Origin of the sequence: Brakhagea baltica (assembly GCF_052161605.1) — a bacterium.
Lineage (GTDB): Bacteria > Planctomycetota > Planctomycetia > Pirellulales > Pirellulaceae > JBKCUI01.
On sequence record NZ_CP197409.1, the window covers coordinates 2,143,054 to 2,169,902 of the forward strand.

Sequence of the window (26,849 nt, forward strand, 5' to 3'; positions counted from 1 at the left end):
CCTCGGCCCTGAGCGAGACTTGCTACTCCAGGCGTTCTTGATATGCTATTGCAATTATTGTGCAATAAGTCATTTAGCTAGGCAAACTCTTATGACCAGACAACTTCCCGTCACCTTACTTTCCGGTTTCCTCGGAGCCGGTAAAACCACACTGCTCAATCATATCCTGACGAACCGACTAGGGATGAAGGTCGCAGTCATCGTCAATGATATGAGTCAGATCAATATCGATGCAGCTTTGGTGCGAGGTGAGACCAGCCTTAGCCGAACGGAAGAAAAGCTCGTCGAGATGACCAATGGCTGCATCTGCTGCACCCTGCGTGAGGATTTGCTCGCCGAGGTGCGCATGCTGGCCGAGCAAGGCAAATTCGATTATCTACTCATCGAGTCGACCGGTATCTCCGAGCCTTTACCCGTCGCAGAGACCTTTACATTTGTAGACGAGAATGGAGTTTCGCTAGGCGATGTCGCACGACTCGATACACTGGTAACGGTGATCGATGCTGAGAATTTTTTGAACGACTACGAGACATTCGACGATCTGGTGGATCGCAAGCTCGGAGTCAATGAAGAAGACCACCGCAATATCGTCGATCTACTGGTCGATCAAGTTGAGTTCGCTAACGTTGTCCTGCTTAACAAGTGCGATCGGGTTTCCGCTGAATCGATCGAGGATCTCAAGCGTTTTATTTATCGAACCAATCCCTATGCCAAGATCATTACCACGGAATACTGCCAAGTCGACTTGAACGAAGTTCTCGACACGGGAAGCTTCGACGAAGACTGGGCTCAGGGGCATCCCGATTGGCTAGCCGTGCCGCGAGGATCGGAGACTAGCGAAGCTGACGAATATGGTATTTCATCCTTCGTATTTGAAGAAAGACGCCCCTTCCACCCCGAGCGATTGATGGAGGCATTGAATTTTGAAGACGGTGTTCTGCAAGGTGTCATGCGTTCGAAGGGATACTTCTGGGTCGCAACTTACAATGACGAAGCCTATCGTTGGTCACAAGCAGGGGTCTCGGTCCAGATGGATTCCGATGGGGCGTGGATGTGCACGGTCAGCGAAGACGAGTGGCCTGAAGACGAAGAGGTTCGGAATGGCATACGTGAATCGATGCAGCCACCCTTTGGCGATCGCCGTCAACAATTGATCTTCATTGGCTCGGACATGGACGAGCCTGTTTTGAGATCACGCCTCTTGGATTGTCTCCTTACCGACGATGAGCTCGCCCAAGGCCCTGAGGTTTGGGCTACCTGGGAATGCCCGCTACCAATTCCCGTCTACGACGAAACGGATTCGGAGGAAGCCTAATGCCACAACTACCAGTAACGCTGCTGTCAGGTTTTCTGGGGGCAGGCAAAACGACCTTGCTCAACGCCATTTTGAATAACCGGCAAGGACGAAAGGTTGCCGTCATCGTCAATGACATGAGCGAGATTAACATCGACGCTCGCTTGATCGAAAAAGGGGGGGCTGGCTTAAGTCGAGTCGACGAAAAGCTGGTGGCTTTGAGCAACGGTTGCATTTGTTGCACACTGCGCGAGGACTTACTCAAAGAAGTACGAGACCTGGCACTGCAAGACCGATTCGATTACTTGCTTATTGAATCCACTGGAATTTCGGAACCTCTTCCGGTCGCGGAGACGTTTTCCTTTGAAGATGAGAATGGGCTAAAGCTCAGCGACGTAGCACGTCTCGATACGCTCGTTACGGTAGTTGACCCGATCAACTTTGACGTAGATTACTTTTCCGAGGACGGGCTTAAAGAGCGATCTCTAGAGATCGATGAAACCGACGAACGTGGCATTGCCCAGCTTTTAACCGATCAAATTGAATTCGCGAACGTGATCGTCATCAGTAAGTGCGATATGGCGAGCGAAGAGCAGATCGGTGAGGTGCAACAATTGGTTCACATGATGAATCCCCGGGCGAGGATTTTAAGATCCAGTCAAGGCAATGCACCGATCGATGATATTTTAAATACGAATTCTTTCAGTGAAACTTGGGCCGAAGAAAATCGTAACTGGATGGCAGTCCAGCGAGGTGCCGAAGTATCCGAGACGGATGAATACGGTTTTGATTCTTTCGTGTTCGAGGCCCGTCGACCGTTTCATCCTCGACGATTTTCCGAGTTGGTCGAGAGTGAGCTTTTCGCGGACGTAGTTCGATCAAAGGGTGTTGTCTGGTTTGCAAATCACAATGACTACGCTGCGGAGTGGTCTCAATCTGGCCTGCTCTATGCCATAAAGCCGGCGGGGATTTGGGCGGCGACTGTGCCCGAAGCGGATTGGCCGGACATCCCAGGCTTTCGCGAACAAGCGATGGAGGCTTGGGTAGAACCTTTTGGAGATAGACGAATCGAGCTAGTGATCATCGGCCAGGATATGGACAAAGAGGCGATCGTCGATCAACTAGAAGATTGCCTTTTGACCGAAGAAGAATTGCAGATGGGGGCCGAACGCTGGGCGGGATTCCGCGATCCATTGCCCGATTGGATTGACTCCTAAGAAACCGGTGCAACGAAATAGCCAAGGGTATAGGATCAGCCATTTCGTTGATTAGCTTGGTTTCTTGGAGGCGAGGGAACAGTGGTAAGTTAGATTGGTTCCCATTGCCATCGAGCAAACGCTTCTAAGGCAAAAAACTCAGGCAGCCCAATTCGATTGTACGAGTCAGCCGTGCCTCGGTTTCTATCCTCTGCACGCTGCCAGAACTCACGAGGGTCACTTCCTGGAAAGAGAGCTTTGTCCTTCTGGCTTTCGTGCATGAAGATTGCTTGTCGCTTGAGGGCTAGGTCGTTCGGGCTGAGCGGAACGGCAATTTCAATTTCGTGCAGTGGGTACTCTTGCCAAGCGCCGCGGTAAAGTAGCACTTCCGGTGTCGGCTCGTTTCGATTCCTCATATTGATCAATGCCGCGAAAATCGCTTCCGCACAGACACGGTGCGTTCCGTGTGGATCCGCTAGATCCCCCGCCACGTAAATTTGGTCTGGGCGAACTTCTCTGAGCAAGTTTTCAATGATCAGAATATCTTCGTCTCCGACCGGTTTCTTGGCGATGGTGCCGGTCCGGTAAAACGGCAGATCAAGGAAGTGTAAATTTCCTTCGAGGCAACCAATGGCAAGTGCACCAGCTCTCGCTTCGCTGCGCCGAATCATCGCTTTGATCTTGAGCACGGATTCGTCGTCGGGATGACCAGGTCTCTTGTTTGCGATCGCAGAACGAACGGTGTCAGCTAGCTGGTCAGCTCGGTCTGAGTTCATCTCAAAGATTCGGTTGTAGTCAGCCACCAACTCGGCCACACGTTCCGCGTCATGATCAAAAACCGCAATATTGCCACTGGTCATGTAAGCAATATGAACATCATGTTTATCCTCGACCAAGCGGATGAGCGTTCCCCCCATGCTAATCACATCATCGTCAGGGTGTGGACTGAAGCAAATGACTCGCTTAGTCTCCCCTCCTGCAGGATGGTAATCGATCGTGTCGAGCATCCAACGAAACACTCGTTGTGAAATCATTTCTGCTGGACCATGATGCCGCAGTAGCTGATGTAAATCATGCGCTCGAAAGTCATCAGCATCCAGCTTGAGAAGCGCTTTTCCGGTGCGTTCACAAAGCCACAATGTCGCACGCTTGATAAGATCTTCGTCCCACTCGACATTTCCCAGAAGCCATGGGGTGGCAGCGCCACGAAGCATCGAAGCAGCTGGTCCGTCTAGCAACACGCGAACGTCCCCGTGGTCCTGCAAAAACGAGGCCGGTAATCGGTCGGTGGGTGGCTTCTCCAACGCCTCGGTGATGATCTTCGCTTTGTGCTCTCCTATCGCCAGCAATAGGATTCGCCGCGCACTGAGGATTCCACTCAAGCCAACTGTTAGGGCCTGCGTGGGAACGTTTTCCTCTCCAAAAAAGTCGCTTGCCACGCCACGACGCGTGATTGGGTCCAAGGTGCAGAGTCTTGTTTTGCTCTTCTTGACGGAGAAAGGCTCGTTGTAACCAATGTGCCCGTTCATACCGATGCCAAGCAAAACTAGATCAAACCCTCCCGCATGCTGAATCGCTTCGTCATAACGCCGACAATGAAGATCGATGTCGTTCAGCGGTAGCTGACCGTCTAGCGTGTAGATTTGGTCCGCTGGAATATTGACATGATCTAAGAGTTGTCGCTGTAACCATAGTTTGTGTGACTGAGGGCTATCAGAGGGCAATCCGTAGTACTCATCCAGTAGAAACAATACGACGCTTGACAGATCCAGTCCCTCCTCTCGGTGTAGTCGGATCAGTTCCCGCATCGTGGTCAATGGGGTGGAACCGGCGGGAATCCCGATGACCGTCTTTTGCCCCAGCGTGACACGCTCGCGAATAAGCCCCGCGATGATATGAGCCGCGTAGTGGGCCATTTCTCCTATCGTGTCAAAGCAGAACGATGGAATGAGAGTGCCGGAAATGGGCCGGGCTCGCGTACTCCACCTGGGAGAGATTTCGGATTTTGCCAAATTCATGCTGTAGGTCTTGATCGTTTGTCGGTACATTCGACGGGAAGTACTAGCCAAGGAACAGTCCATTGTATTTCACACTCCGGTCGATTTACCAAAAGTTACTAAAAAACGACGCCAGGCTCGTTTTAGCCGAAAGTTGTACATCAGGAATGGCTGCGGCGGAACTAGGGCAAATGCCGGGAATCTCGGCTTGTTTTTGCGGTTCCATGGTGGTTTACCAGACGGAATCTAAAATATCGTGGCTAGGCGTAGACGAGCAGCACCTAAACGATCCCGCAATCGGACCTGTGTCAGCGTGGGCTAGCTCCCAATTAGTCATTCAGCTGCTCAAAACTACTCCCCATGCGACCATTTCGGCGGCCATCACGGGACATCTAGGCCCTGGCTCGCCACCTGAATTAGATGGCGTGATCTTTATGGCGATTGCCTCGCGACAACTCTCCAGTCCGATGATGCGAGAAGCGAGATTGACGCACCCATCTCCCACCGGAGTCGAGGATTTTGAGGCAAGAAGGGCGCGTCAAATCGAAGCAACCAAGCTTTTTTTAGAATGGATTGACCAGATTCTTTCTGACGAATGAGCACATCAGCGAGACGTCTATAGCATAGCTGGGTTATCAAGTTGTAGAGACTAAACACGTAGAGGCAAAACCCAAGGTAGTTTGTCGATCGTTCCAGGAAGAGGACGATTGCATGACACGCCTTGACGTCGCATTCCCTTGGATTGATGAGTAAATCGTGGCAATTCTAAACCCGTACCAGTCACCGCCCGTCTCGACTCCCTCGAATACAGTGCGCGGAGAAGGCCGTTCCTATATCACTCTAATTTTGTTTACCAGCTTTCAAATTTTTGCTATTCTGACCGCTCATCGAATCTGGATGGAGAGTCCTGCCAATCAGTATGTATTGTTCGGCCAAAGCTGGATAGAAAAGGTGCTTTCCTCGATTTTCTACTCGCTCGTATTTGTCTTTGTGAACTGCACGCTGGCCTGGACCAGCGATCGATTTTCAAGCCATCGATTTTCAAGCCAACGTGCAGAATCTCGGACTGCATCGGCGAGTACCTCACCGAGCGCCTCGGTTAAGAATTGCGAAAAGTTAACCATATTGTTGGCTGCTAGCTTCGCCGTTTGTGGACTATCCATGACTGTTTATCATCGCATGCTACACCCAATTACCTCCTTTATGGTGGTCGCTGCCTTTTTAACCTTACTTTCGGCAGCGTGGTACCGATTCGAGCTCGCTCGGGCACATTCTAAAATTCGGGAGGAGGAGTTAGGGGAGCATCTTTAGCAAGGATAGAATCGATCGAGTACCTGACGAATGGTGTCCGACAGAACTCGCAACGAAAACGGCTTGGAAAGAATGTTGTCTGCTCTTAATTCGCGAGCTCTCTCTACAATCTGTGGATCCAATCTCGCCGACATCAAAATACATGGCAAGTTTGGTGCCGTTGACCTGAGCGATTCCAACATGCCCAATCCATCGAGACGCGGCATATGCACATCCATCAGGGCAAGGTGAATGTTTCCGTGCTCGATGACCTTGAGTGCCTCCAGTCCGTCGCTAGCTAAGATGGTGCCGTAGCCCCGGCGAGAAAGCGCATCGGCCAACGACTGACGAAAATCGATATCGTCATCAGTGATCAATACTTGAGGATGCGTCATTTCCATAGTTCACGAACTCCGGCGTGTTCCTATGATTATGGATTAAGCTTGTGTGCGAATCAAACCCGATTTTCCTATTCTGCCGAGTTGTCTGTCCCATTTTCCCATGAATTCCGATTATGCCAACGTTTGCCAGTTTTTGGGACGAGCTTGCTTGCCAGCTTCAAAATCGCGAAACCGCCGGGTTGCGTCGCAATCGCCCGACGTGGACCCATTTATCCCCCAGATTGGTGGTTGATAACCATGGGAACGAACTGCTGAATTTTGGCTCCAACGACTACTTAAGCCTTAGTTGGCATCCTAATCAGCCCCTCCCCGACTGGCCTTCTTGCTCGGAAGCAGGAATGCCGGAAAATAGGAAAGAGGGGGCCGGAGCCAGCCCCCTCGTCACTGGCAGCACTCCTGAGCACGATGCTCTGATCCGAGAACTGGCTCGCTTTGAATGCGAAGAAGACGCGATTCTGTTCTCCAGTGGATTTGCTGCAAATGTGGGGGTCGTCTCATCGCTTGCTCACGAGGACGATATTCTGTTCAGCGATCATTTGAATCACGCGAGCTTGATCGATGGCTGTCGATTAAGTCGTGCCAAGACTGTCGTTTATCCTCATAATGATATAGAGGCACTGCGACGCTTAATCGCCAAACACAGACATGAAGGGCGTCGAGGATTTGTGGTTACAGACTCGCTTTTTAGTATGGACGGAGACACTCCCGACCTCGTCGCGATGAAAAGGGTCATGGAGGAATGGGACCTCATCGGAATTATCGATGAAGCACATGCAACGGGAGTCTATGGCAAACGGGGGACCGGTTTGGTCGAACATCAAGACGCAAAATCCGAACGCTGGATTCGGACCGGAACGCTTAGCAAAGCGGTCGGGAGCGTCGGAGGATTTGTTGCTGGTCCGCAGATTTTGATCGATTGGTTGACCAATTTTGCAAGGTCTTACATTTACAGTACAGCTGCCCCAGCCTCGCTGCTCCGACGAACGAGGGGGCTCATTGGCAAACTGGAGTCGATGGAATCGGAGCGTGAGAAGCTACGAGCAAACGCCACCGGCTTGAGAAGCTCCCTTCGGTCAGCTGGTCTACGGGTTGGGGGAGTTGATAGCCCCATCGTTGCGATCTATGCAGACAGCATTGAAGAGGTTCTGGCTTGGTCTCAACGTCTTAGAACATGCGGCTTGTTCGTCCCAGCCATCCGACCACCTACCGTTCCTGTCGATAGCTGCATGCTTCGGGTTAGTCTCAATACATCCCACACACAAGAAGATCTCGATCGTCTAACCGAAGTACTCACGATGACTTAACGTTTGCGGCGTCCCAGGAGAACCCGAGTTTGTATCAGCTCCCCCCTGCGTAGATACTCCATATCAACCTCCTCGCCGTCAGAGAATTTCCCCAACTCTTCCCGCAGATCTTCAAAGCGAGCTAGCCTCCTACCGTTGATGGATAGCAACCGGTCCCCCTTCATGATCCCAGAAAGTTCGGCCGCTGAGCCTTCTTCGACAAAATCGACCATGACGTCGTTTGCCAAACAACGCACACCTAAAAACGCACCTCGCGAATACGTTAGCACGACATCCCCTAGCATGGCTTCTGCCCGCTCTAAGCCTTCGCGAGAAATGTTGGTCCCGTAAATCCAAATTTCCGTCCAAACCGGGAAGCTCGGTAGCTGATCCACAATCTCATCGCCGACCGGCACATACTGTAACTCTAACAAATCCAAGTCCGGTCCGGATTTGATTACCATCAAGTCGTCGCTGGTGAGAGGAACATCAACGAGTTGCAAATGGGTTAACTTTGGCAACCGCAAGACCGCTTCGAGATGCTGCTTGGTAATGTTTGGGCCATGCAGACGAGCAAAGTTAACCCAATCTATTTGATCTAGTTCGCTGAGATCCTCAGGTGTTCCCGAAAAAGTAGCATCGATGACGATCGGATTTACGACCGGGTACGCAGGGTTCGATCGACTGGGAAAGCTGGTCTCGATGTTTTTCGATTTACGTTTGTATCTATACCAAGCTTGCTGAGCAACATCCGCCCGAATGGAGCGAACGATCTGCTTGATCTGAACACTTCTAGTGCCCGTCATTCGCGACGAAAGTTTCAGCAAGCCTTGATAGGCCAGTTTGGAAACCGGTGACTCCGGATTCGTCGCGAGATCGGTTACCAAAGTAAGGAGTCTCGCATGTGCCTCACCTTCGGCGGCTTCGATTTCCTCAAGAATGTAATCCAAATCGGTGTCCGCGAGCTTCTTCAGCTTTTCGCTCGCCAATTCACGTCGGGCGTAGTTGGGGCTACTCAAATCCGCAACCCAACGCTTTACTTCGGCACGCTTCTGTTCTACTTGCGAATCGTCTTGTCGCGCACCGTCTTGGTGTTCTGGCGAGTCCGCGAACGTTATCGTAGCACAAACGCCCCCTGGCTTAAACAGCGAGCTTGCCAAGAACACCCCAAAGGACAAGCCCACGCAAATCAAAAAACGGCTAGAACTTTGGCTCATTCCGGTTAGTCTTTCCTTGAAATTGATCATCCTACAAACGACGAAATCCATATGGAACATAGCTTTATTGCCTGGGCCAAGCAACGGGCATCGAAATTACCGCAAGTCAAATTGGGAATCGGGGACGATTGCGCGTTGCTCGATTGTTCCAACCCACTCACCAGTCCAGCTCGACTACCAGCTCGATCTGACACCGCGTTTGCCCCTGGTGGCACTGAGGCTGCAACGGACCAGTCTCTTGTTCAGCAACTGCCTCGGGACTTACAAACGCAGGATGCAAGCTCAAGTAACGACTGGGTCGTCACCACCGATTCCTTGTGCGAGGGCACCCACTTTATTCTAGCAGAATGTGGCCCAAAGCGAGCAGGCCGAAAACTAATGGCGGTAAATCTCAGCGATCTGGCTAGCATGGCAGCTAAGCCAGTAGCTGTTTTTCTATCGTTATGCTTGCCAAAAAAATCGGCTGGCGACATCGCGTCTCAAGTCTTCGAGGGTGTCTATGAGCTGGCCAAACACTTTCAAGTCTCAATTGCCGGCGGCGATACCAATGTTTGGGATGGCCCGTTGGTATTGCACCTCACCGCCATGGGACTGTGCCCGACCGATCGTGCTTGGAAGCGTTCGACGGCACAAATCGATGATGCAGTCTTTGTTTCAGGAACCTTGGGTGGCAGCATTCTTGGGCACCATCTCGACTTCACACCTCGGCTAGAGTTGGCAGAGAAGCTTGCTGATTTGGGGATCGTGACGGCGGCTACAGATGTTAGCGATGGGTTGGGAGTTGATCTTCTAAACATCACAGCCGCCAGTCGCTGCGGTGCCGAAGTACACTTGGAATCACTTCCCATAAGCGATGCCGCTCGAAAATTGTCGGAAACATCTGGAAAAGCACCGTGGCAGCACGCGGTTGGGGATGGAGAGGATTTCGAGCTCTTGTTTACAGTCCCGTCGGACAAAGTCGCCGAGGTTCCAAAACAAATCGATGGGATTCCGCTAACGCACATCGGAAAGATCGTTAGTCGAACCGGCCTTTGGGCTAAAGATAAACGTGGCGTGCGACAATTGCCTCCCAACGGCTATGTCCATGGAAGCTAAGCGAACAAGCTGCTAAACGAACAAGCGAAGCTGCCTAGAGAATCAAGCAAAGGCTACCGATGAACTCAATCTCCACCGAAGAGCACCGCGAACAGGCAGGCAAACGGGCCAAGGTTTCCGTTTTGACCGTCAGTGATACCAGGACCGTAGAGACCGACACCGGTGGCAAACTGATCGCGGACTTGTGCGCGGCAGCTGGTTATGAAGTCGTCGAAAGAACGATTGTGACCGACGATCTCCTGTCGATTCGGGAACGCACTTCGAGTTTACTGAGCCATGAAGAATGCGATGCGGTTCTCATAACCGGTGGAACGGGACTTGCGGCCCGCGATCAAACGGTCGACGCCGTAGAGGCTTTGTACGACAACTCCATCCCAGGATACGGTGAGTTGTTTCGCATGCTGTCCTTTCAAGAGATAGGTCCTGCATCCATGCTAAGCCGCGCGAGCGCTGGTCGCGTCGGCAAGAAGCTAATTTTCACAATGCCAGGCTCTGTGGCGGGAGTTCGTTTGGCGATGGAGAAACTGATTGTGCCCGAGCTGCCTCATTTGATCTTTCACGCTGGTAAATAACGCTGTTTAGGCGAAACATGCTGGACTTGGACCAACCGGGCTGGCATGGTCGCAGGCTTGGAATCTGGTAAGATCTAGCAGAGAATACGGCGGGCTCGACTTTCGGCACCCTTTACATGATAGCTCTATGACCTTTCCAAATAACCCGGATGATAGACCTGACCCTATGGAAAACATGCCCGCAGTGCGAGCCAGGATTCCAGAGCATGTGGCGAAAGGGGAAATCAGCACTGGAGTCATCGTAGTAACCGGCCCGACCGAGTACGTTCTAGACTTTGTTCGAAATCTCCCTCGCCCGAATTGCATCGTGGCACGAGTGGTCTTGCCCCATTTGGTCATGCCGCAGTTCATCGATGCGTTGTCAACCAATATCCAGATGTTTCGGAACCGCTATGGAGACCTGCCTGGAGCGGTCGTACAAGCTCCTTACGTTCCGCAGGTCCCTCATCAACAAGCCCCCCATCAACAAACACCGTATCCAGAAAACGTCGGAGCAGCCCAATCAAACGAGACGGATGCGAACGCTCCTGCTCCAGGGGGATTCCCGTCGGGACAAATCCCGCAGCAGCCACAGCCGGGAGCAGCAGACCCAGATTCAGGAGCGAGGGCCAGAAACGAACCGCCCGTAAACGACAACCCGTTTGACTCTCAACCGATCGAGGTGCATCCTGGTGCCCCGCTGCCTAAGAACCCCGATCAACAGAACATTCACAAACGACAGTCCCCGCAGGATGTCTACGACGACTTGAAGCTGCGCGACGAGATCTTGAGCGGTGCCTACGCGAACGCAGTCATGATAGGCCACGGACCTTTCGAGTTCAGTTTTGACTTCATTACCAATTTCTATCCGCAATCGGCCGTGAGCAGCCGGGTTTACATGGCTTCAGGCCACGTTTTGCGTCTTTTGGACTCCTTGAAGGCTTCCTGGGAACAGATTCGCGGCCGCTATGGGCATCCTCCTAAACCATAAAGTTGGCGTGAAGGTAAGTTTTCTGCCTCCTCGTCTATCTTGTGCCCCGTTTTTTGGGATATAATTCTAGGTGTGGGATCGATCTCGGTCCTGCTTTCCCCATCCCACCCGGCCTCTCTGCTAGGCCACCCTGCCAAACCGCACAGGAGCGAATCATGCGACCTGCCTACACCATAGACCGGAGAGGTCTGCTCAAGGTTGGAGCTGCCAGCGTCATTGGAAGCTTCGTTGCCCCGAGTCCACTAACAAAGCAGGCCCAAGCCGCTGCGGTCTGCCCTTCATCATTTGGTCGCGCTAAGTCGGTCGTGTTGGTTATGCTCAGCGGTGGGCCAAGCCAACTGGACACGGTCGATCCCAAGCCGGATGCCCCCGCCGAAGTGCGAGGCGAATTCAATACTATTTCAACGGCAATTCCTGGAGTTGCGATTTGTGAGCACCTGCCCAAACTGGCAACCCAGCTCGATCGATGGTCCGTCGTTCGTACCCTTGCTCACCAGGAACATAACCATCTTCTGGCAACTCACATCGCATTAACTGGTCGCCCCACTCCACTTCCTCGAGGGGGCTCGGACCTGGATCGCGTGGAGTCACGTAGCGATTTCCCCAACCTCTCCGCAGCACTCGATCACATCCGCCCTCGGAATGACGGAATTCCCACGGGAGTATCACTTCCTAATTATCTTATCGAGGGACCGCTTACATGGCCCGGCCAACACGCCGGTTTCTTAGGAGCCAAGCACGACCCGTGGCAAATCAACGGCGACCCCAATAATCCCGACTTCAAAATGGATGCCCTAGCATTGCGAGACGGTATGTCGGTCGATCGTGTTTTAGCCCGCCGAGATCTGTTGCAGTCCCTTGCTAAACCAAACCAAAGCGGAAGCATCACTTCAGTCGAATCGTTCCGCGAGCAGCAAAACATCGCCTTCAACATCCTTACCTCTGGCAAGGTGGTGTCCGCGTTCGACATTAAAAGCGAATCGGAGGAAACTCGAGAACGATACGGGCGAAACAAGTTCGGGCAATCGCTGCTCATGGCGAGAAGGCTCGTTGAAGCAGGCGTTCCCGTTATCCAGGCTACCATGGGTATCGTGCAGACTTGGGACACCCATACCGACAATTGGGGACGGCTGAAAAACACGTTATTGCCCCAGCTTGATGCAGGCTTGGCCGCTCTCATGGACGACTTGCAGGCCAGCGGTTTACTAGATGAAACCTTGGTTATCGCTATGGGAGAGTTTGGTCGGACCCCCAAAATCTCGACGTTGCCCGGTGAAACCATCCCCGGGCGAGACCACTGGGCTGCGGCTTATTCGGGGCTTTTTGCAGGAGCGGGAGTTCTTGGGGGGCAAGTTATCGGCAAGACCGATGCCCAAGCCGCCTATCCACTGACTCGTCCTTGGTCCCCTGCTGACGTTCTTTCGACCACGTTCCACGCTTTGGGTGTGAACGAGGAAACGACAATCGTCGATCCGCTTCAGCGAAATCATTTTCTGATCAACGGTACGGTCATTGAGCCTCTGTACTCGGGAGCCGACGCGTAATGAATATCCGAAAAAATCGACACTACTCGCTCATCGCCATCGTAAACATTTCCTCACCCTCCCAGCGAAGCGACCGGGAGGGTCGGCAATCGAGCCTTAAGCGAGATTGCCGGGAAGGGCAGCACGCCGTCTGTCTCGATCCGACCGATGCGTCGTACCCCTCCCCAGCCACGCTTTCGCGGGCTGACCTTCCCCAAACGGCGTTTGGAGAGGGTGAAGTCAGTGGCGATCAGCGAGAAGTGTCAAAAAATCTTCCATTTACCCTGTTGTTTGTAGCCTTACTGGGAATATTGAGTTCGAACAGCTACGCACAGATCACAGATATTCAACCTAGATCGGTGCAACCAGGTGTTAAGTCGACACATACAGTATTCGGTCAGCAACTGGGGCCTACCTCTTCGTTTTTGACGACGGCTGAGGGAATCAAGCTGCATTGGGAAGTAACGAGCCCCGAACAAGCCGTCCTGCAGATCGACGTAGCTGCAGATGCACCCCTCGGTGCCTTTGGGATTCTGGGGACAACGGCGGCATCGGTGCAAGAGCCGTTCGCATTCCTTTGCGACGAATTGCCAGCAGTTCCTCGAGCAGCCGGTAACACATCCCGCGAGCAAGCTCAGCCGCTGGAATGCTTAGCCAGTGTGTTTGGAACCAGCCGTGGCTCGGAAAGCGATTTCTACAAAGTCAACGTTGCTGCCGGAACCTCGCTATCGTTCGAGGTTGTTACACAGACACTTTTATCCAGCATGGATACGCTGGTTCGGCTGTATGGACCGAGCGGCGAGCTCCTGGCGAGTGTCGACGATGACGGAGCGAGCGTAGAGCCTCGATTTCGTTATCGATTTGAATCGGCAGGCGAGTGTGTTATTGAGGTCCGTGACGCTCGGTATCAACCGGGAGGCATGTACTGCCTACGCGTGGGAGACTTTCCCATTCTCTCCGCTGCTCAACCCAGTGGAGTGGTGCGAGACGTGACGACACCGCTTTCGTTTTTTGACTTAGACGGAAACTTCCTAGGCGAAAAGCACATCCATGTTGCAGCGTCTTACGCAAACGATATTCAGTGGGTCAGCTTCAAACCAGAGGGGGCAAAATCCTCCTCTTGGCTTCCCATCCGAATCGCACCAACGACAGCCGCTATTTATAAAGAAGCAGCTCATGTCGTTTCCGTCCCCGCAGCCTTAAGCGGCACATTGAGAGAGCCCGATCAGACTGATTCCTACCGAATACAAGGAGTCGCGGGGCAAGGGGTTAGTTTTCAAGCACGCACGGCGAGTTTGCGATTCCCAACCATGCTGCGGATGAAGCTCAAGAATGCGGCGGGAGCTGTCTTGGCGCAAACGACTCCCCAAAAGGACGACGAATGGGGATTCGATTTTACGTTCCCAACCGACGAAGAGTACACGCTGGAGGTAAGCGATCTTCTCAAAAGGGGCGGTGCTTCCTTTGGCTATTGGATTGATATCGCTCCCTTATCGACCTTCCAATTGGCACTAATGGGTGATGCCAGTGCGAAGCAGCTTTTCACACTTGATGAATCGCATGGTGCAGTCGCGATAGATCTGCTCTGCCACCGAGCTGGCTATGCAGGAGCAATCGACCTCGAACTCACAGAACCCAATCGAGGGTTTACAATTCTCAATCCGACCATTCCATCAGAAGCCAAAGAGCATCGTGTTTATATCGTTCCAAGTCGCGATCCGGCTGCTTCGGTTGACGCATCGCTTAGAATGGTGTCGCTCCAATTGATTGGCAAGAGTCGTGGCGAGACTCAACATACAGCGGTGGTTTCTAGTCTAGCCGTTAACCGCCAGAAGCGACCTCACCTACCCCATCCGCCCATGTGGTCAGAGAACCAATTCACATCGGTTGCCGCTCCAGCCATACCGCTACCATTTGAGCTGGCTGAGGAACAAATCGTCAGGCTCGCCAAATATGTCGAGGAACAAGAGGTCATCGTTGGACCAAAACGACTTGTCGAAGACTTTAAAACCCCATTCACTTTCATCCCTCCAGCCACGATGGCGGAATGGCCACTGGTCGCAAAGCAAGAAAACGACAATCTGACCTTAACGCTCCAACAGTTAACCAGCAGATCTCCGGACACGACTCATTTGTCAATCCCACTGTATAGCGAGCACGCTGGCCGAGGGTTGTTCAAGGTGTTCCGTTTACGTGTCCAGTGGTTTAGCCCAGTGCAAGTGACTTGGCAAACGCCATCACATGTAACCACTGACCAACAAGCAGAATTGACCCTTACGGTTGTGAGAGAACAATCCAATGCACCGGTGACTATTAGATGGGACAATCTACCGGCAGGTGTGCTCGTACCCGATTCGATTACTATCCCAGCGGACCAAACTACGGCTACCGTCCCGCTTCGCATCACTCAAGAGCTAAAGCAAACGAGGTTGAGCCTTCAGTGTACGGTATCGAGTGCTTATAACGAGAAAGAGTTTTCGTTCTCTCAAACGGTTGGTCCGATAGCGGTCGAGTTGCTTCCGGTGCAGCTAGAGGTTTATCCCGTTGAGATTGTCCTTACAGGAAAGCAATCCAAACGACAGTTAGTTGTTACGGGGCAGAATTTCGATGAGAGTCTAGCAGATTGGACGACGCGTGCTACCATTCGATCGCTCGATGAATCGATTGTCAAAGTTGACCAAGGCGTTGTCACACCAATCGGCGACGGTGAAACGCAGGTTCTCATCCAGGCTGGAACGGCCGAAAAGATTGTCCCTGTTCGGGTCACGGATTACGCTCTCGAACGTAGAACAGAATTCGAGTCCGAGGCGTTGGTAGCATTGAGCAAACAAGGATGCAACTCCGGCGCGTGCCACGGTTCGCCAAGTGGCAAAGGCATGTTTCGTCTTTCACTGCGTGCCTTCGACAAGCAGCTTGATGAATTAACATTGATCCATGAAGAGTTTGGCAGGCGGTTAAATCTAGTAAAACCTGAAGAGAGCTTGCTGCTGCTCAAACCACTGATGTCCATCTATCACGGCGGGGGCAAGCAGATACGCCCGGATGACGCGGCATACAAGGTTCTTTTGAAATGGATCCAAGAGGGAGGAAAGGCTGATCCCGCTGACGCACCTCGATGCGTAAAGCTGGAAGTCTATCCCGGGACAAAAAGAATACTGCCACTATCGAAAAGCTCACAGCAAATCGCAGCGATCGCTCATTTCTCTGACAGTGCACAACGGGATGTGACCGAATTGGTGGCGTACGAATCCTCCAATCAGCAGATTGCAGAGGTTGATGCTAGTGGCATGGTCACACCCAAGGCAAAGGGGGAAGTGGTCATTCTCGTTCGCTTTTTGGAACATATCGAATCGGTTCGGTTGACGTTTATTGATCACGATCCCGATTTCCGATGGGATGCGCCCACACCGGCCAATTTTCTGGACGAGTTAGTTTACGACAAGCTGAGGCAGATGCAGTTGTTACCTACCGCGCGAGCCTCTGACTCAGAGTTCGTTCGGCGAGTCTATCTCGATATTCTCGGCATTCTGCCAACCGTTGCGGAGACAAAGCAATTTTTAGACAACCCATCCCCCGACAAGCGTTCGGTTTTGATCGATCAACTTCTGGAACGAGAAGAGTATCCCAAGTTTTGGGCAAACAAATGGGGGGATTTGCTGAAACTCACCAACAAATTAGTTGGCGGCGAAGGGGTTTACAAATATCACCAATGGATCGAAGACTCGGTTCGTGCCGATGTTCCTTACGACCAGTTCGCTTATGAGTTGATCACAGCAAGCGGAAGCACGCTGGCTAATCCGCCTGCTAATTTCTACCGCACCTCGACGGACATGAACGAGTGTGTAGAAACGATTTCGCAAGTGTTCCTCGGGGCGAGATTGCAATGCGCCAAGTGCCACAATCACCCGTTTGAGCGATGGACACAAGACAACTACTATGGTCTAGGAGCATTCTTCAATCGCGTGCAACGCAAAGAGACTTTGCGCCCTGGGGAGATGTTCGTTTGGGCTGGCGAGCAAGGTGACGTTGTACAGCCAAGAACGGGCGAAACCATGAAGCCTTGGTTGCCGGGTGTCGGCTCACAGGACGCGACCGATGATGATCGTAGGCGGATGTTTGCTGACTGGCTCACCAAAACGGACAATCACTACTTTGCACGGATCGGAGCCAATCGCGTTTGGAGCCATTTGTTTGCGCGAGGTATTGTTGACCCAGTAGACGATTTCCGGGACTCCAATCCTGGTACTAACGAACCGCTGCTCGATGCTTTAGCGGAAGAGTTTCGAAAAGGCAACTACTCTACGAAACATCTTCTGAGAACCATTCTTAACAGCAACACTTATCAAGCCGTTTCGTTACCCGCAGCGGGGCAGAAAGAGGACGAGTACTATTTCTCTCACCAGCGACCTCGTTTTCTAGCGGCAGAGCAATTGCTCGATGCGGTAAATCACGTAACTGGTGTTTCACAGCGGTTCGGAGGGTTACCGGTTAGCACCAAAGCGACTCAGTTGCCAGCCCCTGACTTGGTCAAGGTGGACTTTCTGAAGGTGTTCGGGCAACCCGAGCGAAGTACCGTGTGTGCTTGCGAACGAAGCAGCGATTCCAATCTGGCGATGGCGATCGAGTTGTTTAATGGTCCTATAATCTATGAACGTTTGAAAGATCCCGAGAATCGTTTTCGCAAACTGCTGTCAGCCGGTCAAAGTCATGAGGAAGTGCTCCATGATCTCTATCTCGCTGCTCTAGCCCGCCACCCCAACGACCAAGAGAAAGCCTCCGCCTTGGACTACTTGGCGAAAAACGCGGATGTAGCCTTGGCGTTTGAAGACCTCTGTTGGGCATTGCTTAACTCCGATGAATTTTTATTCCAACACTAAACAAATCGGAGTATCGCAAATGGAACAAAATTTTGAAGTGAAGTGTCACAGGATAAAGTACCTAGGGCTTAGCATGAGCATCGCCATGCTGATGACAAGCTCCGCAGCATTGCTGGCTCAAGAACCGGTAAATGCAGTTGGCTTTCGTGAGCATGTTGCTCCGATCCTGGTCGAGAAATGTATCGCTTGCCACAGCGCCAAGAAAGCGGAGGGGGGCTATCGCCTGGATACATTTCAGGAGTTGATGAAGCCAGGAGACTCGGGTGAAAATCCGGTCGCAGCCAGTGAATCAAGCAATAGCTTGTTGCTTCACCGCATTCAGGATTCCGATCCTGAAACCAGGATGCCGCCTGAACAAGATCCATTAACAGAGGATGAGATTGCTGCAATCGTTGCCTGGATCGATTCCGGAGCGGTTTTTGATGGAGAGGATCCTACGTTGCTTTTGCCGCTGCAATCTTTGGCAAAGACCTATGCCGATCCACCGGCTTATTATCCTGCAATCCCTATCTACACAGCGGCGGTGACCAAGGATGGAAAGTATTTGTTGACAGGTGGTTTCCACGAGGTGCTTGTTTGGAATCTGGCCGATGGAAAGCCGACCGATGAACAGTCCGCCAACAGGATGCCCGATCGACGAATCTCGAACTTGGGGCAACGCATTTTTGCGATTGCTTTGAATGATGCTGGCGATAGGGCGGCGGTGGCATGTGGCGAGCCGGGACGTATCGGCGAGGTTCGGCTGATAGACTTGCAAACACTGCAAGTGACGGCTGTGCTCGCTCGCGCGTTGGATGTTGCCTTAGACGTAGCTTTCCGGCCCGGCACCAATGAGATAGCCGTTGCCTTTGCCGACAACAGCATACGGCTCATCGATACCGACACGAACTCGACGATTAAATCTTATTCCACCCATGCGGATTGGGTGACAGCGATTGCATTTAGTCCGGATGGCAAGCGGCTAGCGTCAGCAAGTCGCGACAAATCGGTCAAAGTGCTCGATCTCGAATCAGGAGAAATGATCCTCAACTATGCTGGACATACAGCCCCCGTCCGTGGAGTCGTTTTCTCGCCAGATGGTACCCAGGTGTTCTCTACGGGCGATGATAAAAGACTGCACCGATGGAACGTTGCTGATGGAGGTCGTGCAGCCGATGTGCTCTTGAGCGGTCAAGGCTCCCGATTGGTTCGCCATGGAGGTTTCGTATACGTACCGACCTCGGCCAAGCAGTTACACAAATTGGACACATCCAACAATCAAGTTGTTCAGACATTCAGCGGTCACAAAGATTGGGTGCATGCAGCAGCAATCACTCCAGCGGAGTTAGTGATAGGCGTCGCGCACGATGCGGAAATCAAGTTATGGGCACAGGACGGAACGCTCCAGGCGAACTGGCTTGGTACGCCTTGGCAAGTCGGAACAAATTAATTGTTCAAAGGGGAAAAGAATGCCTGAGGCTTTGTGTAGTTACGACATGCTTCGCTCTGGCTCGGGCGGAATCCGACAAGCTCCATGCATCTCCGGCGTGCCGTGCCGTAACGGCATAACGATTTGTTATAGCCTACAAGTAGCTTTGCTCGTCGGCGTACCTGAGAGTAACGTCAGGTTGCATGCGTTTCTAACCGAAAAGCTGCGTGACAGCTTGGGCTTTGACCAGCTCGCGCGGCTGGTTCAAGTGGTTGTAGACGATGGTTTCTGGATCAATGCCAAACGAGTGGTAAATCGTTGCCAACATCTCCGCTGGATGCAGTGGTGCGTCCACAGGCGAACTGGCAGTTTTGTCGCTCTTGCCATGAACATAACCACGCTTGATCCCGGCCCCCGCCATTACGGCAGTGTAACAGTATGGCCAGTGATCTCGACCATCATCCGAATTGCCGTTTCCACTAGTGCTCACACCTCGTTCAGGAGATCGGCCAAACTCGCCAACCGCAACCACCAAGGTATCCTCCAGAAGCCCGCGATCGTCCAAGTCGGAAATCAAAGCCGAGATGCCGCGATCCAGCATCGGTGCTGACTGATTCTTCATTCGCTTCGATAAATCGACGTGATGATCCCAGGAGTGGTTGTCACTATTCGCCACCTTGGGCCAAATCACTTCCACAACTCTTGTCCCGGCTTCGACTAACCGTCTCGCTAATAAACAACTCTGACCAAAAGTGTTTCGTCCGTATTGATCACGCAGAGCTTCAGACTCTTGCTTGAGGTCAAACGCTTCTCTCGCTTTGCCTGAGACCACCAACGATAGCGCTTGCTGAAAGTACTCGTCCAGCTGGTGCTGTTCAACGGCGGCATTGATTTCGGGCATCTTGGCATTGATGAGATCTCTTAGTGCCGCTCGACGTTTTAACCTGACTGCGAAAACCTCGGGCCGGAGTTGCAAGTCGCTGATATTGATGCGATCCATCTTGTTCATATCCATATCGTCACCCTCAGGAAACAACGTATATGGATCATAGGCCTTACCGAGAAATCCGGCATAACCACCCTTGCCCACAACGTTCGACTCTTGAAGCGGCCTAGGAAGCATGACAAACGGCAGCATCGGTTCATCGGCGGGCTTGATGCGAATGATGTTGGACCCGAAGTTCGGAAAGTCTTTCGGGCTGGGTGGCTCCAATTGCCCAGAAGGGCTCACCTTATCGGTGGTGTAACCGGTCATCATTTGGTAAATGGCGGCAGTGTGATTAAAGAGTCCGTTGGGTGTATAACTCATCGAACGAATCATCGTAAACTTGTCGTTGATTTGACTCAACAAGGGCAAATTTTCGGTAAATTGAATTCCGGGAATCTTGGTCGATATGTTTCCGAAAACACTCTTCACCTTATCGGGAACGTTTTCCTTGGGATCCCAGAGATCGATATGGCTAGGTCCACCCTGTAAGTAGACCATGATCATACGCTTGGCTCGATTCCAACCAGGGGCATTGTTGGAATCGCTGGCCTGGACAGCTTGGAGTTGCAAAAGCTGAGGCAGTGTTAAACCGAACAGGCCCGACGCACCGACGCGCAGTACATCGCGACGCGTGACACCCAAATGCCCGTCACACAAATCTCGTCCTGCGTGTCCTAATAATCGAAACATGACCTATCCCTCCCAAATTTGGATTTAACAATCGTTGGATCTGAAGCCGTTACCGAGTACAAAATTGAATCAGTGGTTGAACAAAAAGGCGGGGCTATTGATCAAAGCCCATGTAATGTCTTCTGCCGCCGTCAATCGGGCTTTGTCTTTTTGCAGTGCGCTTTCTTTCACGTCATTTCGCAATCGAACTAACAACGGATCATCCCCCAAAGGCTGCGATAATCGTTCGATTCGCTTAGTCAGCGTAGTAACGAGTTCATCCTCGGGAAGCGGCACGTTTTCACGGTTAAGTCTAGCAACCAGTTCGACTCGCTCGGCTGAGGTTTCGCGAATGTACGTCTTGGCACTTTCCAGCTCACCATCATTCCACTGTTCAACCGGCGTGGATGCTAACGCTTGAAAACTTTCGGGCAGGCCGATTTGCAGATCACTCGACTTGTTGGCGACACTCAATCGAAAGTGTCCCAGTCGATGTTTTGCAGCGTTATGCTTTTGATGAATACGCCATTCGAGGATCTCTCCCGGTGCCAGCGTTACACTTTCGGCGAGCTCGAACACTGCCCAGTGCTCAACGCCTGTCGCACCATGAATGGCCCAGCCACCTTGATCGTCTAGATTGCCATCGATGGCTGCTGCTGCCGAGAAACCTGCCTGATCAAAATCGGTCAATCCCTTGGCAAGCTTTATTGGCCGCATCTCACCGGGTTTGTCAGGTGAGCCCACAAATAGTTCCAGTTCCGTAATCACAAAGTTACCGTTATCGGAAAGCCCAGGGCCTTTACCTGGAAGATCAGGCCGAATGAGGGCTTCCAAACGAATCGCGTTGAACACGGTCGGAACCACTGTTTGCACCGAATAGGTGGCTGGCGAGTCATCCCCATTCACCAGTAGAGATCGATCGCTTTGCACCTGAAACTTCGCTTGGTTTGTGGAGGTCGCGGAAGAAGTCTGTAGCGGGATCCAGGCAGGATGCCCCTTGCGTGCGTTCACAAAATCGATCACCCGCTGCTTGAGTCCCGCATCAAAACCGGCAATCGCATTCTTAGCCTCTTCTACGCGTGCTAACCTAGCTGCTTCGGCAGTCTCGCGTGCTTCGCGAATCTCAGCACGTCGGGCTTCTAATTCGTCCTCAGTCCGTTTCTTTTCGGCTGCTAGTCGCTCTTCGCGAACAGGCCTTTCGTCAACCCACCATGCTTCTCGCTCCGCAAGCTGAGCTTCGAGTTGTACATGGTCGAGTTCGATTTGTTTCAAGACGGTTGCGGCGGTTGCAAGCTCCTCCGTGGTAGCCGGACGATTGAGCACTCTCAAAAAGAGCTCATTGGTGAGAGCTTTGTCATCGGATATCTCGTTAACCAATTGGGCGATAGAATTATTCTGATCCGAGATGGCCGATCCGAGGGTAGGTCCGCTTACCAGAGACATCACCGCCCCAAGTCGGAGTTCGTTCGAGCGTTCGCATTCGCATGCACTTTCCCGGACGGGGCGTCCTAGATTGTTGAGGAATCCGTCCGGAAGACCAGGATCCGCGTCAGCCAGAGAGGCAGCTCTCGTGCCAGGTTCGAGCCCAGGCAAATTCGACTTGGATCCGGTCACTAGGTAAATCGCGTCGTAGAGCACTTCTGCGGGCAGACGCCTAGGCATCGCTCGGGCGTAGTTTCTCGAGTCATCCTCGTTCCACTGGTTCTTTTCGATCGAGCGTTGATAGGTTTCCGATTGGCAAATGGTTCGCAGCGTGTGGCGGAAATCAAAGCCATGGGCAATAAAGTCCGATTCGAGGTGTGCCAATAGTTCTGGAATGCTGGGCGGGTTGCCTGCTCGAATATCGTCAATCGGTTCGATCAACCCCGTGCCGAGCAAGTAGCCCCAGAGACGATTCACGAAACTCTTTGCAAAGTAGGGATTCGACGGATTGGTGAGCCAAGCAGCAAACTCGGCACGACGAGTCATGCCATCCGATTTGTCGAACTCCGTTTCGAACGGGAACTTGGGAGCAACTACTTGTTGCGTTCTGTCATGTTTTAGTTCCTTTCCACTTGCGTCTGCAACAACTTCATAGAGCGGTTTTGCACCTTCCACGGCGGTTCCACCGATGGTTCGATCGCCGGATGCCTCGTCTTTGGCTAGACTGACGTGTGAGAAAAAGGCTGCCGTTTCAAAGTATTGGTCTTGGGTCCATCTTTCGAACGGATGATCATGACACTTGTTGCAGTTGAATCGAATACCCAAAAACAAATGCGTTGTGTTCTCTACCAAATCCTCCGGGGTCCTTAGTATCTTGTAGTAAGCCGCTTCGGGATGTTCGCGATTCGAGCCGCTAGCCGTTATGATCTCTCGAACGAATTGATCGTAGGGTTTGTTGGACGCAACGCTGTTCTTGATCCAATCGCGGAAGCTCGAGGCCCCTTCCTTGCCTAGAAATTTGGAATTCACCTGCAACAGATCCGACCATTTGCTGGTCCAATGCTCGACAAAGGCATCGCTGGCAATCAGCTCGTCAATCTTGCTATTTCTCTTTTCTTGCGTCGGCTTAGAATCGGCAAGGAACTCGCGGACTTGATTTGCCGTCGGGGGCAAGCCGGTCAAATCAATGCTGACTCGGCGAAGGAACTCGGTGTCAGTGCAAAGCTCGGAGGGTTCGATCTTGAGACGCTGCAATTTGTCAGCAACGAGCTTATCGATGAGGTTCTCAGATGGAGGTGGCGTCCATGCATAGCCAGAGCGATCCCCCATAACGGTCAATGTTGTTGCAGCGTAGGCACCCTCGTAGCGAGCCAGAATGGGAGCTTCGCCTCTGCGGATAGCGTGCACACGAGCACCCTCGAGAACGGATGCCACTTCGGCATTGCCAGTTTCCACAAATGCATCGTGTGTTACATCTTGTTTGGTTCCGTCTGAGTAGGTTGCCAGGACTCGCATCTGTTGCCATTGCCCGGCGGATGGGATCGTCGGATCTTTAGGATAGATATCGAGACTTTGAACACGAGGGGTTTCAAGATTAAGCGTTGCCCCTTCTCGAATCCACTGTTGTAGAACCAGCGAAGCACGGTCACCGGATTCAAAGAGCTTTCCACCAACGTGTGGAACGATTCCAAGCGGCTTAGTAACCATCAAGCTATCCAGTGGAGATGATGGATTCAGTCGACGCCCTGCCAAATCATCTGCCAACGATCGGATATCGAACAGTGGATCGTAACCTCGCAGGGAAAGCTTGAAGCCGTTTTTGCCAGCTTGGGCTCCGTGGCACGTGCCCGAATTGCAGCCTAAACGCGAGAGGACCGGGTTGACATCGCGAACAAAATCCATGTTCGATTCCCCATCTAGAGCAACCGATACGGGGATTTCCGCAAGATGATCGGCTAGTTTGACTTGGAGAGTCGTTTGCCCGGATTCTAGAGGTTGTACCCAACCTCGGGGCGAGCTCCAAGCTTGAGGGCTTGCTATGTTGAAGTTACAAAAATTAGTGACGTCGATGCGTTCGCCATTTTTCAGGACCGCGGTAACCAAACACTGCACCGATTCATTCCATCTTGAAAAGACCACTTCGCTGGGCTGAACGGTTAGCTCTGCAATCTCTGACAAAGGCAAGGCTTGCGATTGCTTTAACCATTCGTCATGCAGGCGATCTTGTTCGTGCAAGGTTGCGATTTGGTCGAGTCGAACTTTGCGACCCTCAGCGATGGATTTCGTATCGGCAGCATCTAAAGCTCCAGGAGGAGTCGCGTCGAATTGATGCACCAGTTTTGCTTCGGGAATCGACCAGACTCGAATTTGTCCGTCGGTTCCGCCGGCAGCCAATCGACCGTTGGGATCGATGCAGATCGAGTAAATTGCAGTGTCAGGAATTTCCCAGGTAGCCAAGACAGCAGGTTGCGGCACCACGTATTTTTCCAGCGATTGTTTTTCTTCGTCGTTTCTAGAAGAAATAGGTTTCTCCTGTATAGACTTAATCTCTTCCGGCAGTTGTTCCACAGCATCGTAGGACCAGACCTTCACCACACTCTTGTTGTCCAAAGTGGAAGCGGCAGCCAGATAGCGACCATCTTGACTTACCGCCACATCAAAGATTCGGCCGGGCATGGGGTCTAGTTGGCGAATCAAATTGGCATCGTCACCGATAACCCTGGCTGTCTGCCGGAACACACGATAGATCTTGGGAGTCCCGTCAGCACCACCCACAACTATTTCGTTTCGACTCGGATGCCTCGCCACCGCTTGGACACCTCCACGAAGTGCCCCTGGAGTGATCGAAGTCACATTATCGATAAAGCGTTCCGTTTCGACCTCGGTCAGTTTGACCGACATATCGCGAGCGACCGAAATCAAGTGTTTGCCCTCGGGGGTGAACACGGTCGCCCTCACCCAATCCTCGTGCGTTCGTTGATAGAGCTTTTGTTCTCCGGCCAAGTTAACCGCACGGACGGAATTGTCGCTGCATGCAAAGGAGATCAGCTGCGAATCAGGCGACCAGTTGATTCCGAACAAGGTATCATTGCCGATGACAAAACTGTTCGTGAGTTCTTTGGTTTCGCGGTTCCAGATCTGCAATTCGCCTCGAACGCCGGGATCACCAGCAGCGATTGCGATCCATTTGCCGTCGGGGGAGAATGCGATCGACTCCAATCGCGGGCTGAGACCTATCAATCGGTCTTTGAGTTCCCATGTATTGGAGTCAAAGACAATCGCTTCGTGGAGCCCGGAGGCGATTAGCTCGGCACCTTCGTTGGAGAAACGGAGGCTGCTCACCAAGGGTGGGCGAATATACTTGGGTGGATTCGCGGTCGAATAGGTTGGTTGAGCGGTGGGGCGATCATCCACGGCCCCTTGATCGATCCAACGTTTGATCAATTCGATTTGTGTTTCGGCGAGTGGCTTGCCTCCTTTGGGCATCTCAGCTTTGCCGTCAAGGATCGTTATTTCGTGAACTAAATAGCTTTCTTCCGATTTTCCAGGCATTACTGCTGGCGAGCCGCTTTCCCCGGCCGAGAGCAAGGCCGAAAAATCGGTCATTAAGTAGCTACCCATCTGCTTAGCTGGCTGATGGCAACCAAAGCAATTATCACGAAGAATCGGAAAGACATCGCGGGAAAAGCTGACCGGATCGTCTGCTCGGGCGAATCCGAACGGTGTGACGACTAAAAGCATGCTCCCCAGAAGTCTATGGAACACTGAAAGTATGGAAAAAGCCGAGCGAACTGCAGATCCAAACGCCATTTTATCGAGACTCCGTTGGGAGAAAACAAGGCAGGAGGTGGGGTGAGGGAGGGAAGATTGGGAGTGCTCCAGCGGGTACGTTGGGGGGAACAGGTAAATCCGCCAGGATCGATCCAGTTGACATGATAGGCCAAATCTGCTTGCGGGTCAATATTTCGCACAAACCGCTGTTTTCGATGCCGAAGGTCACTTTGTGGCGTCGAGAACCTTATTCTTGCTAAGGAAAACAGGCAGAAATCGAGGAAAATAGAACTGTTTGCGAATCCGCAGGGTTCTTCGCTGTCCGGCGAGTACGATCTCGCAATCTTGGCATTGCAAAAAGTAAGGGAACGGGTAAGATCTCGCCCTTTGATATAAGAATTTCGGATGACCGAGGCGGGATCGTCAGAACGGAACGCCGTAACTTTTAGTTTTGTGGTTGATTGATGACTGTTAGCAAAGAACGAAAAGTAGAGTTGGTTGAGGCTTTTAAGCAGACCGAGTACGACAGCGGATCAGCGGATGTGCAAATTGCACTTTTGACGGAGAGAATCAATGGGATGACGGAACATATGCGTCGAGCACCCACCGATTATTCCAGCCGTCGAGGTTTGCTGCGCATGGTTAGCCGACGTCGTTCCCTATTGGATTATGTTCGCAAGCATGATCCACAGCGATACACCGAAATCATCGGAAAGCTGGGAATTAGAAAATAGTTTTGATTGGAGAGGCTGGCATCGACCAGCCTTTCGCGTTTATGGCGTTAGTCTTTTCTGGTGCGCCAGATCTCTGTCGATTTTGTATTTAAATTGGTCCATGGAGTGTTTTGAGACGGAGCTCTTTTGTAGAGAACGGGTG

The 26,849-nt window shown here is 52.2% G+C and carries 17 protein-coding genes; 11 read left to right on the plus strand and 6 right to left on the minus strand.

The features are described from left to right. Positions 1–91: 91 nt before the first annotated feature. Together SH449x_RS07905 and SH449x_RS07910 are read left to right on the plus strand one after the other, a co-directional pair. Entirely contained in the window at positions 92–1,315 is a 1,224-nt protein-coding gene (locus SH449x_RS07905) for a GTP-binding protein (protein WP_482380790.1), read from the plus strand. After that, on the plus strand, positions 1,315–2,511 hold the full coding sequence (locus tag SH449x_RS07910; RefSeq protein WP_482380791.1) for a GTP-binding protein: 1,197 nt from the start codon (positions 1,315–1,317) through the stop codon (positions 2,509–2,511). The genes SH449x_RS07905 and SH449x_RS07910 overlap by 1 nt, the downstream gene beginning before the upstream one ends. An 89-nt stretch (positions 2,512–2,600) precedes the next feature. Here the strand turns inward: SH449x_RS07910 and SH449x_RS07915 are convergent, their stop codons facing one another. Beyond that, the gene (locus tag SH449x_RS07915) at positions 2,601–4,571 is read right to left on the minus strand and encodes a 6-phosphogluconolactonase (protein WP_482380792.1); all 1,971 of its coding nucleotides are present in this window, start codon (positions 4,569–4,571) and stop codon (positions 2,601–2,603) included. Here SH449x_RS07915 and SH449x_RS07920 point away from each other — a divergent pair. Continuing rightward, positions 4,571–5,086 (plus strand): CinA family protein, encoded by a 516-nt coding sequence (locus SH449x_RS07920; RefSeq protein ID WP_482380793.1) that lies wholly within the window; start codon positions 4,571–4,573, stop codon positions 5,084–5,086. The two genes, SH449x_RS07915 and SH449x_RS07920, sit on opposite strands and share 1 nt — an antisense overlap. A 369-nt stretch (positions 5,087–5,455) precedes the next feature. Here SH449x_RS07920 and SH449x_RS07925 read toward each other — a convergent pair whose 3' ends face one another. Continuing rightward, positions 5,456–5,650: a hypothetical protein gene (locus SH449x_RS07925; RefSeq protein ID WP_482380794.1), complete on the minus strand. Its 195-nt coding sequence runs from the start codon at positions 5,648–5,650 to the stop codon at positions 5,456–5,458. 144 nt (positions 5,651–5,794) lie between these two features. Continuing rightward, on the minus strand, positions 5,795–6,178 hold the full coding sequence (locus tag SH449x_RS07930) for a response regulator (protein WP_482380795.1): 384 nt from the start codon (positions 6,176–6,178) through the stop codon (positions 5,795–5,797). A gap of 113 nt (positions 6,179–6,291) precedes the next feature. On the opposite strand from SH449x_RS07930, the gene SH449x_RS07935 reads away from it, so the two are divergent. Further along, complete coding sequence (locus SH449x_RS07935) at positions 6,292–7,482, plus strand: aminotransferase class I/II-fold pyridoxal phosphate-dependent enzyme (RefSeq protein ID WP_482380796.1); 1,191 nt, start codon at positions 6,292–6,294, stop codon at positions 7,480–7,482. Here SH449x_RS07935 and SH449x_RS07940 read toward each other — a convergent pair. Beyond that, complete coding sequence (locus SH449x_RS07940; protein ID WP_482380797.1) at positions 7,479–8,678, minus strand: PDZ domain-containing protein; 1,200 nt, start codon at positions 8,676–8,678, stop codon at positions 7,479–7,481. The genes SH449x_RS07935 and SH449x_RS07940 overlap by 4 nt on opposite strands. A gap of 51 nt (positions 8,679–8,729) precedes the next feature. Between SH449x_RS07940 and SH449x_RS07945 the strand changes: the two genes are divergently transcribed. The 6 genes from SH449x_RS07945 (at position 8,730) to SH449x_RS07970 (ending at position 19,144) form a co-directional block, all read left to right on the plus strand. Next, positions 8,730–9,773: a thiamine-phosphate kinase gene (locus SH449x_RS07945; RefSeq protein WP_482380798.1), complete on the plus strand. Its 1,044-nt coding sequence runs from the start codon at positions 8,730–8,732 to the stop codon at positions 9,771–9,773. A gap of 59 nt (positions 9,774–9,832) precedes the next feature. Then, a complete protein-coding gene (locus SH449x_RS07950) occupies positions 9,833–10,345 on the plus strand; it encodes a MogA/MoaB family molybdenum cofactor biosynthesis protein (protein WP_482380799.1) in 513 nt (170 codons plus the stop codon). Between the two features lie 127 nt (positions 10,346–10,472). Next, a complete protein-coding gene (locus SH449x_RS07955) occupies positions 10,473–11,315 on the plus strand; it encodes a DUF3467 domain-containing protein (RefSeq protein ID WP_482380800.1) in 843 nt (280 codons plus the stop codon). 155 nt (positions 11,316–11,470) lie between these two features. Continuing rightward, on the plus strand, positions 11,471–12,859 hold the full coding sequence (locus tag SH449x_RS07960) for a DUF1501 domain-containing protein (RefSeq protein WP_482380801.1): 1,389 nt from the start codon (positions 11,471–11,473) through the stop codon (positions 12,857–12,859). After that, positions 12,859–17,715 carry a DUF1549 domain-containing protein gene (locus SH449x_RS07965; protein WP_482380802.1) on the plus strand — a complete coding sequence of 1,619 codons (4,857 nt, stop codon included), beginning with the start codon at positions 12,859–12,861 and terminating at the stop codon, positions 17,713–17,715. Before SH449x_RS07960 ends, SH449x_RS07965 begins: the two co-directional genes overlap by 1 nt. Positions 17,716–17,734: 19 nt before the next feature. Continuing rightward, the gene (locus SH449x_RS07970; RefSeq protein WP_482380803.1) at positions 17,735–19,144 is read left to right on the plus strand and encodes a c-type cytochrome domain-containing protein; all 1,410 of its coding nucleotides are present in this window, start codon (positions 17,735–17,737) and stop codon (positions 19,142–19,144) included. Between the two features lie 190 nt (positions 19,145–19,334). Here the strand turns inward: SH449x_RS07970 and SH449x_RS07975 are convergent, their stop codons facing one another. Together SH449x_RS07975 and SH449x_RS07980 are read right to left on the minus strand one after the other, a co-directional pair. Next, the gene (locus SH449x_RS07975; protein ID WP_482380804.1) at positions 19,335–20,801 is read right to left on the minus strand and encodes a DUF1501 domain-containing protein; all 1,467 of its coding nucleotides are present in this window, start codon (positions 20,799–20,801) and stop codon (positions 19,335–19,337) included. A gap of 69 nt (positions 20,802–20,870) precedes the next feature. Then, positions 20,871–26,012 (minus strand): DUF1549 domain-containing protein, encoded by a 5,142-nt coding sequence (locus tag SH449x_RS07980; RefSeq protein ID WP_482380805.1) that lies wholly within the window; start codon positions 26,010–26,012, stop codon positions 20,871–20,873. Positions 26,013–26,437: 425 nt separating this feature from the next. Between SH449x_RS07980 and rpsO the strand changes: the two genes are divergently transcribed. Continuing rightward, positions 26,438–26,707, plus strand: a complete 270-nt coding sequence (rpsO, locus tag SH449x_RS07985; protein ID WP_482380806.1) for a 30S ribosomal protein S15 — start codon at positions 26,438–26,440, stop codon at positions 26,705–26,707. Positions 26,708–26,849 lie beyond the last annotated feature (142 nt).